Genomic DNA, 8,003 nt, shown 5'->3' on the forward strand with positions numbered 1-8,003 from the left:
CCGTCGCTGAGCGTGAGCACCCGGGTCGCGGCGTGCAGGGCGGTGGCGGTGACTCCGCAGCGGACGTCGACGCCGAGGCCGACCAGCTCCGCGTCGTCGGCCAGGGCGAGATCCTCGGGCGCGGTGCGGCCGACCGAGACGTCGCCGATGCGGATCCGCTGGTAGGCCGGTCGGGCCTCGGCGCCGAGGATCGTCAGCCGCACGGCGCCGTCGGCGACGGCCCCGTGCAGCTCGTCGACCAGCCGGGCGGCCACCGGGCCGAAGCCGACGACGACCACGTGCGGGACCGCGCCGTCGACGGCGTCGGCGCGGTCGACAGCCGTGGGGCCGTGCGGAGCGGGGGAGGAGGGCGGCACGATCATCGGGGCATCTCCTCGGTCGTCTCGACGGCGGGGATCTCAGGAGTCTCGAGCGTCTCCGCAGGTCGGATGCTGACCGGCGTGTTCTTGAACTCCGGCATCTTCGACTGCGGATCGGTCAGTCCCCGCGTGACGCGGTTGGCGGTGCCCGCACCGGGGAAGTGGAACGGGGCGAAGACGGTGTCGGTGCGCAGTCCGTCGTCGAGCACGACCCGTCCGGTCATCTCGCCCTGATCGCTGGTGACGGTCGCCGGCTCGCCCTCGGTCAGCCCGAACTGCGCGGCGGCGGCCGGGTGCAGCTGCAGCGTGGGCTCGGGATGCGCGGCCTGCAGCTCGTCCACCCGCCGGGTCTGCGCGCCCGACTGGTAATGCTCCATCAGCCGGCCGGTGGTGAAGACCAGCTGCCGGCCGGCGGGCACCACGCCGCGGCCGACGCGGATGTCGGCCAGCCTCGCCCGGCCGTCGGGATGGGCGAAGCGCTCGCGGAACATCCGCGCGGTGCCGGTGATGGGCTCGTCGGTGGTGGTGCGCTCGCCGGAGGTGGAGCGCTCGCCGCTGGTCGGTGCGGTGATCCGCGCGGTCGACGACGTCGGATCGGCCGGCAGCGGCCAGTAGGCGGCCTGCCCGTCGTCGAGCGCGGCGTAGTCCAGCCCCGAGTAGTCGGCGGTCGCTCCACGGGTGGCCCGCCCGATCTCGGCGAAGACCTCGGCCGGCTCGGTCGGAAAGTCCAGCTCCGAGCCCAGTCGGCGGGCCAGCTCGGCGAGGATCTCCAGCTCCGATCGCGGCCCGGCCGGCGGCTCGACGGCCCGCCGACGGCGCAGCACCCGCCCCTCGAGGTTGGTCATCGTCCCCTCCTCCTCGGCCCACTGCAGCACCGGGAGCACGACGTCGGCCTCCTCGGCGGTCTCGGAGAGGAAGAAGTCGGCCACGACCAGCAGATCCAGGGCGCGCAGGTTTTCCACGACGCGATCGGCATCCGGCGCGGAGACCGCGACGTTGGAGCCGTGGACCAGCAGTCCGCGCACGCCGTCGTCGGTGCCCATGGTGTGCAGCAGCTGGGCGGCCGGACGACCGACGCCGGGGATGGATGCCTCGTCGACGCCCCAGACCTCGGCCATGTGGGCGCGGTCGGCCGGGTCGAGGATCGAGCGCGCGCCGGGCAGCTGGTCGTTCTTCTGCCCCATCTCGCGGCCGCCCTGGCCGTTGCCCTGTCCGGTCAGCGTGCCGTACCCGCCGGCGTCGGTGCCCGGCAGCCCCAGCAGCAGCGCCAGGCTGATCGCCGCCCGGGCGGTGTCGGTGCCGTCGCGGTGCTGCTCGACGCCGCGGCCGGTGAGGATGAACACCGGATCGCCGCCGTCCCGCGCCCTGGCCGCGGCATGGCCGAGCCGACGGGCCAGCTGACGGATCAGGTCCGCGCCGACGCCGGTGACGGTCTGGGCCTGCTCGGGCCACCAGCGCATCGCCGCCCGGCGGAAGGCGGCGAGCCCCTCGACCCGCTCGGCCAGGTAGTCCTCGGCGGCGAAGCCCTCCTCGAGGACCACCTGGGCGACGGCGAGCAGCAGCACCAGATCCCCGCCGGGGGAGGGGGCGACGTGGAAGCCGGCCTCGCCCTCGGTGAGCGCGGCGGTGTTCGAGCGCCGCGGGTCGACGACGATCAGGCCGCCCTTCTCCCGCGCGCCCTCCAGGTGCTGGACGAAGGGCGGCATGGTGTCGGCGACGTTCGAACCCAGCAGCAGGACGGTCGCCGCGTCGTCGAGATCGGTCAGCGGGAAGGGCATCCCGCGGTCCAGGCCGAAGGCCAGCGTGGAGGCCTTCGACGCCGAGGACATGCAGAACCGGCCGTTGTAGTCGATCTGCGCGGTGCCCAGCACGGTGCGGGCGAACGTGCCCAGCGCATAGGTCTTCTCGTTGGTCAGCCCGCCGGAGCCGAAGATGCCGACGGCGTCGCGGCCGTGCTCGGTCTGCAGTGCGGTGATCCGCGAGGCCACATGGTCCAGCGCGGTGTCCCAGTCGGTCTTCCGCAGCTCGCCGTCGGCGTCGCGGAGCAGCGGGGCGGTCAGCCGGTCGCCGCGGGTGAGCAGCTCCGCCGCCGTCGCCCCCTTGCGGCAGAGCCGCCCGCGATTGGTGGGGAACTCCGCGCCGGCGACGGCGTAGTCGTCGACGGCGTCCGGCCGGGAGGTGACCGTCAGCGTCATCGCGCACTGCAGCGCGCAGTACGGGCAGTGGGTCTGCACGCTGCGCGTCCGCGGCGTCTCCGGTCCGGAGTCCGGGCTGCTCGGCGTCGGCGAGATCGTCTCGGGCATCGGCGCCTCAGACGTTCGCCCGGGAGAACACGGTGCCCGGCCGCAGATAGACGGCCCAGGTGAGTGCGGCGAAGCCGACATAGGCCGCCGCGAAGCCCCAGAAGGCGACGTCGAAGGCGCCGGTGGAGCCGTGCGAGGCGTTGAGGATCTGCGGGATCGCGAAGCCGCCGTAGCCGCCCATCGCGCCGATCAGCCCCAGCGCGGCCGAGGCCTTGCGCTCATGGCCGACGCGGTCGTCCGCGCTGACCGAGAGGCGGAAGACGATCGGGATCATCCGATAGCTGGAGCCGTTGGCCACACCGGTCAGGGTGAACAGCACCATGAACAGCACCAGGTAGAGCCAGAAGTTCTCCAGCGGCAGGGTGAGCACCACCAGCGCGGTGACCACGGCCATGATCAGGAACGTCGCCACGGTGACCCGCGCCCCGCCGGAGCGGTCGGCCAGCCGGCCGCCCCACGGACGGGAGAGCGAGCCGACCAGCGGGCCCAGGAAGGCCAGCGAGAGCGCGGCGCCGAGCACCTGGAAGGAGGAGAACTCCGGGAAGGTCATGGTGATCAGCGTCGGGAAGACCGACCCGAAGCCCATGAAGGAGCCGAAGGTGCCGATGTAGATCAGCGCGATGGCCCAGAGGTGCTTCTCCTTCAGCGTCGACAGCGAGCCGGCGATGTCGTTCTTCGCGTGCGAGAGGTTGTGCATGAACCGCGAGGCGCCCCAGATCGCGACCAGGATGAACGGGATCCAGAACAGCCCGGCCATCGGCAGGTTCGGCTGCAGGGCGCCGAAGGCCGCGGCGCTGACGACGATCGGCACCAGGAACTGCGAGACCGCGACGCCGAGATTGCCGCCGGCCGCGTTGACGCCCAGGGCCGCGCCCTTCTCCCGGGCCGGGTAGAAGAAGGTGATGTTCGACATCGACGAGGCGAAGTTGCCGCCGCCGAAGCCCGCCGCCGCGGCGATGAGGAAGAGCACCCAGGTCGGAGTGTCAGGATTGCCCAGCGTCAGCGTGATCGCCAGCGTCGGGATCAGCAGCAGCGCCGCAGAGATGATCGTCCAGTTCCTCCCGCCGAACAGGGCGACGGTGAAGCTGTAGGGGATGCGCAGCGTCGCACCGACCAGCGGCGGCAGCGAGACCAGCCAGAACTGCTGGCCGGTGGTCAGCGAGAAGCCGACGTCGGGCAGGAAGATGACCGTCACCGACCACAGCTGCCAGACGGCGAAGCCCAGGAACTCGCAGAAGACCGACCAGATCAGGTTCTGCCGCGCCGTCGGACGTCCCGGACCCTCCCAGAAGTCCCGGTCCTCGGCCTGCCAGTTGGTGATCCAGCGCCCGCGTTCGACGACGAGCCGGTCGGTCGGCCCTGCCGGAGCGTCCGGCCGGCCGGTTCGTGCGGGCTGGGCGGCGTCGTCGGCCGTCGTCGCGGGACGCGTCTGCTCCTCGGTCAGCTGTCCGGAGGTGTGGGGAGTGGGGCTCATCGTGCAGTCCTGCCTTCCGCCGTCGCGTGTCGGCCTCCTCGGGGCGGCCGGCGGTCCGGTCGCCCCCGGTGGAGGTGATGACGATGGCGCCCACCCTTCCAAGAGGGTGTTTCACTCGTGGCATCGGGCTGTTTCCGGCAGGAAAAGCGAGGCTCATCAGGGGCGCGGCGACGGGTGAGTCCCGCCGTTGCGGGGGCTCAGTCGGCCGGGACGAAGGCTCGACGCCGAACCAGCAGCAGGATGCCCAGCAGCATGCCGGGGATGATCCAGCCGGACCAGCCCTGCAGCGTCGCCGCCCGGTAGTCGAACTGCGGGTCGGCGCTGGCGAACCAGAAGTGCAGGATCGTCGCGGCGGTGATCATCGACTGGGCGAAGGCCGCCGGCCAGATCGATCCCGAGCGCATCCGCATCCAGGCCAGCAGGCCGCCGATCACCACGCAGTAGCCGCACATCAGGAGCACCGCCAGCGGCAGCGGGGTGTTCGTGTAGTGGAAGCCGGCGGCGAGCAGCGGAGTGTGCCAGACCCCGGTGAGCACGCCGGTGGCCAGCACCGCCGCCGTCGGGCCCAGCCGTCGCTGCAGCCGCGGGAAGAACCAGCCGCGCCAGCCCATCTCGGCCGTCGCGTGCAGCGGCATCGTCGCGATCGCCGAGACGACGATGACGCCGACTTCGACCAGCAGGCCGCTGGCGAGGAACTGGCCGCCGTCCTGCTCGCCCAGACGTCGGGCCAGATCCTGGGTGAACAGCGGCATCGAGAGGTCCAGCGGGTAGACGCCGAGCAGCGCGCCGACGCCGAGAGCGGCCAGGGTCAGGGCGAGGAAGAGCAGCAGGGCGAGCACGCACCAGCTGATCAGCCGCGAGACCGGACGCAGCGGGGTCAGGCCCAGTGCATCCGCCAGGTGCTGGCGGCGCAGCGGGGCGGCGACGCCGTTCTGCGAGACCTCCTCGCCGGCGTCACCTGCGTCACCTGCGTCACCTGCGTCACCTGCGTCACCGGCGTGACCTGCGGCATCCGAGTCTCGCCCCTCGCTCGCGTCGCGGGGAGGGGTCGTCACGCCGTGGAGCACCGCCAGAGGCTGGCGACGTTCGACGAACCAGGCGATGACCGCGCCGACCAGCGGGCTCAGCAGGAAGAGGTTCTGGTGCAGCTCCAGCGGAGCGTCGGCGCGCTCGGCCGGGGACTGCACCACCAGGGGCAGGGTGACCGCCCAGGCCAGGACCAGGGTCACCAGCACATAGATGCTCATCACGATCCACGGAGTGCGCGGCGTCGGGGCGGGGTGGAACGGCATGGGACCTCGCTGATCAGGACGTGCGGGGCGTGCCGGGCCGCGCGGGTCGGCCCGGTGCGGTCGGCCCGGCGCAGGCGACCGGGCGCCGTCGATCATACGCGTCCGGCCTCGACGCCGCCGTCGGCCGCGTCGGACCCGCTGGGCGCCGGGCCCGGCCCCGCGTCACTCCTGCGGGCGGCGAGCGATGACGAAGAGCCGGCGGAACGGCAGGATCGTGCCCAGCGCCGTCTTCGGATAGGCCTCGCGCAGCGCGGCCTTGTACTCGGCGACGAACTCGGAGAGCTCCGGTTCCGGCAGCGCCTGCAGCACCGGGCGCGCCGCGGCCGAGGAGATCCACTCGAAGACCGGGTCCTCGCCGGTCAGCACGTGGTGGTAGCGGGTCTCCCAGCCGTCGACCTGCCAGCCGGGCCGGGCGACGTCGAGCATGTAGTCGGCCACCTCGGCGGTCGGCTGCAGCAGCGTTCCGGCGTCGACGTGGGCCGCGTAGGGCTCGCGCCCGGCGAGCTCGGCGAGCAGCCGGTGGCTGGGGGCGCCGAAGTTGCCCGGCACCTGCACGGCGAGCGTGCCGCCGGGGGCGACGAGGTCCATCAGGCGCGGCAGCAGGTCGCGATGGTCGGGCAGCCACTGCAGGGCGGCGTTGGAGACGACGAGGTCGGCGGGCTCGTCGAGGGCGATGTCGCGGATGTCGGAGCGGAGGTAGCTGATCCTGTCGTCGTCGGTGGCCTCCCGGGCGCGGTCGAGCATCTCGGCGCTGGAGTCGACGCCGGTGATCTGCGCATGCGGCCACATGCCGCGCAGCACCGGCATCCCGTTGCCGGGACCGCATCCGAGGTCGACGATCGAGGTCGCCTGCGGCGCGCGCACGCGCTGCAGCAGATCGATGAACGGCTGGGTCCGCTCCGAGGCATAGGTCAGATAGGCCCCGGGATTCCACTGGGTGCTGGGCATGCCCGCCAGTCTATGGAGCCGCGGGGCGTCAGCGGCGGCCGGCGGACACAATCCGACACCTGGGCAGCTCAGTCCTCGACCGAGGGGTACATGAGAATGATTTGCAACACGCGCCCGAATTGGTGAGAATGATTCGCATGAAACGACACCACTCCGCCTCCCTGTCCCTGCTGCTCGTCTCCGCCGTCGCCCTGGCCGGCTGCGCCGACGGGTCCGCGGGCGCGTCCGACGACGAGCCGGAGGGCTCGTCCTCCGCGGCGACGTCCTCCCCCTCCGCCGACGCCGTCGACCCCGCCGAGCGCGAGGCGCAGGAGGCCGCCGGCCCCACCACGCGCCTGGCGGTGACCCACGACGGCGGCGTCGCCGTGCTCGACGGCGCCACGCTGGAGACGCTCGGCGACTTCGAGGCCGACGGCTTCCTGCGGGTGAATCCGGCCGGGGACGGGCGCCATGTCTTCCTCACCGAGGGCGGCGGCTTCCGGCTGCTGGACGCGGGCACCTGGGGCGAGCCGCATGGGGCGCATGATCACTACTACACGACCGAGCCGGTGCTCACCGACGTCACCGTCGACGGCGACCATCCCGGGCATGCGGTGCCCCATCACGGCACCGGTGCGCTCTTCTTCGACGGCACCGGCGAGATCCGCACCTACGACCTCGCCGACCTGTCGACGCTCGCCGAGGAGGGGTATGCCGAGGAGCTGCCGACCGAGGCCGCCGAGACGGCCGAGGCCCACCACGGCGTCGCCGTCGTGCTCGAGGACGGCTCGCGGCTGGAGACCCTCGGCGACGAGGAGCAGCGCAGCGGCGCCCACGTCGTCGACGCCGACGGCGAGGAGATCGCCCGCAGCGAGGACTGCCCGGGCGTGCACGGCGAGGCCGCGCTCTCCGACGGCACCATCGCGCTGGGCTGCGAGGACGGCGTGCTGCTCTTCGACGGCGAGAGTTTCACGAAGATCGACGCCGCGCCGGACTATGCGCGCAGCGGCAACCTCTTCCCGGCCGATGATTCGCCGGTGCTGCTGGGCGACTACAACACCGACCCGGACGGCGAGGAGCCGATGACCGAGATCGCGCTGATCGACACCGAATCGGAGGAGATCACCCGCGCCGACGTCGGAGCCGCCTACAACTTCCGCTCGCTGGCGCGCGGCCCGGAGGGCGAGTCCCTGGTGCTCGCCGAGGACGGGGCGCTGCACACCTTCGACGAGGAGACCGGCGAGGAGCTCGACACGCTGGAGATCATGGACTCCTGGACCGAGCCGGACGAGTGGCAGGAGCCGCGCCCGGCGATCCGCGTGGTCGACGACATCGCCTACATCACCGAGCCCGACGCGGAGCAGATCCACATGGTCGACCTGGCCGCCGGCGAGGTCCTCAACACGGTCGACGTCGGCTTCACGCCGAACGAGATCACCGCCGCCGACGGCGAGGTGGTCGAGGGCGTCTCGGCGGAGAGCGACGCCGAGCACGGTGAGGAGGCCGGCGACTCCCACGACCATGAGGAGGCCGGCGACTCCCACGATCACTGATCCGGCGGTTCAGCACTGGCCCGGGCGATCCGGTCCGGCCCGGCTGTGACGCTCATGCGAGTCGCGGCGAATCGGGCGGGGCGCAGCAGGTGCTG

General features: G+C 72.5%; 5 protein-coding genes and 1 pseudogene. 1 reads left to right on the top strand and 5 read right to left on the bottom strand.

Going from position 1 to position 8,003, the window contains the following annotated elements:
* The 5 genes and pseudogenes from GU5_RS13205 to GU5_RS0100445 all read right to left on the bottom strand — a co-directional run.
* Positions 1-362 (bottom strand): annotated as a pseudogene (locus tag GU5_RS13205) (hypothetical protein); the annotation flags it as partial.
* Positions 359-2,662 carry a molybdopterin oxidoreductase family protein gene (locus GU5_RS0100430; RefSeq protein WP_010523608.1) on the bottom strand — a complete coding sequence of 768 codons (2,304 nt, stop codon included), beginning with the start codon at positions 2,660-2,662 and terminating at the stop codon, positions 359-361. The gene GU5_RS0100430 and the pseudogene GU5_RS13205, both read right to left, overlap by 4 nt.
* A 7-nt stretch (positions 2,663-2,669) precedes the next feature.
* Positions 2,670-4,136 (bottom strand): MFS transporter, encoded by a 1,467-nt coding sequence (locus GU5_RS0100435; RefSeq protein WP_010523609.1) that lies wholly within the window; start codon positions 4,134-4,136, stop codon positions 2,670-2,672.
* A 197-nt stretch (positions 4,137-4,333) separates the two neighbouring features.
* On the bottom strand, positions 4,334-5,428 hold the full coding sequence (locus GU5_RS13210) for a CPBP family intramembrane glutamic endopeptidase (protein ID WP_139084241.1): 1,095 nt from the start codon (positions 5,426-5,428) through the stop codon (positions 4,334-4,336).
* A gap of 162 nt (positions 5,429-5,590) precedes the next feature.
* Positions 5,591-6,376 (bottom strand): methyltransferase domain-containing protein, encoded by a 786-nt coding sequence (locus tag GU5_RS0100445; protein ID WP_010523611.1) that lies wholly within the window; start codon positions 6,374-6,376, stop codon positions 5,591-5,593.
* Positions 6,377-6,513: 137 nt separating this feature from the next.
* On the opposite strand from GU5_RS0100445, the gene GU5_RS13215 reads away from it, so the two are divergent.
* A complete protein-coding gene (locus tag GU5_RS13215; protein ID WP_010523612.1) occupies positions 6,514-7,908 on the top strand; it encodes a PQQ-like beta-propeller repeat protein in 1,395 nt (464 codons plus the stop codon).
* Positions 7,909-8,003 lie beyond the last annotated feature (95 nt).

This window comes from Nesterenkonia sp. F, from assembly GCF_000220985.1.
GTDB lineage: Bacteria > Actinomycetota > Actinomycetes > Actinomycetales > Micrococcaceae > Nesterenkonia.

Coding starts and splice junctions, on each gene's coding strand:
- GU5_RS13210 (WP_139084241.1), bottom strand. CDS start 5,428: ATGCCGTTCCACCCCGCCCCGACGCCGCGCACTCCGTGGATCGTGATG.
- GU5_RS0100430 (WP_010523608.1), bottom strand. CDS start 2,662: ATGCCCGAGACGATCTCGCCGACGCCGAGCAGCCCGGACTCCGGACCG.
- GU5_RS0100435 (WP_010523609.1), bottom strand. CDS start 4,136: ATGAGCCCCACTCCCCACACCTCCGGACAGCTGACCGAGGAGCAGACG.
- GU5_RS0100445 (WP_010523611.1), bottom strand. CDS start 6,376: ATGCCCAGCACCCAGTGGAATCCCGGGGCCTATCTGACCTATGCCTCG.
- GU5_RS13215 (WP_010523612.1), top strand. CDS start 6,514: ATGAAACGACACCACTCCGCCTCCCTGTCCCTGCTGCTCGTCTCCGCC.